The organism is Microbacterium sp. B35-04, assembly GCF_010634885.1.
Taxonomy (GTDB): domain Bacteria; phylum Actinomycetota; class Actinomycetes; order Actinomycetales; family Microbacteriaceae; genus Microbacterium.
Window position 1 is genome coordinate 1 of sequence record NZ_MWLP01000171.1, and the last position, 563, is coordinate 563.

The window sequence follows — 563 nt, forward strand, 5'->3', positions numbered from 1 at the left end:
GGTGGTCCACACGAGAGCCTCGACGACGGTGAACGAGCCGCGGCTCGCGGCCAGTCCCGCCATCGGCAGGATCACCTCGCTGGGCAGCGGCGGGAACAGGTTCTCCATCGCGATCGCGATGCCTGCGCCGGCGGGCCCGATCACATCCATGAGCGAGACCGCCCAGTCGGCGAGGGTGCTCAGCCAGGATCCATCGGTCGTCTTCACGGTCGTCATTCCGGGTTCCAGATCTGTGGGCGGGCTCGAGGATGGCGGCGGCCGTGCCCTGAGGGCGACGACTCCTCCACGCTAGGCGGGGCGGGTGAATCGTTCCTGGGTGCCAGCCCCCCGATCCCCCCGGGGGTCGCCCGGGGCCCCTGGGCGTCCGGGCCCAGGCCGCGACGTAGACTTGTCGCTCGTGACCGAACGCGTTCTCGTCAACCAGCTCAAGGGCCTCTCCGACGGCCCCGTCTCCGTCTCCGGATGGGTCGAGACCGTCCGCGATCAGAAGAAGGTGCAGTTCGTCATCCTTCGCGACGAGACCGGGGCGGTGCAGCTGGTCAACCCGGCGACGCGGCCGGCCG

General features: G+C 70.5%; 1 protein-coding gene and 1 pseudogene. One reads left to right on the plus strand and one right to left on the minus strand.

Annotation, left to right across the window (positions count from 1 at the left end; translation table 11 throughout):
* Window positions 1–216 (minus strand): annotated as a pseudogene (locus B1729_RS20310) (DedA family protein); the annotation flags it as partial.
* A 181-nt stretch (window positions 217–397) separates the two neighbouring features.
* On the opposite strand from B1729_RS20310, the gene B1729_RS20315 reads away from it, so the two are divergent.
* A partial coding sequence (locus tag B1729_RS20315) for an OB-fold nucleic acid binding domain-containing protein (protein ID WP_239539733.1) occupies window positions 398–563 on the plus strand: 166 nt, incomplete at its 3' end.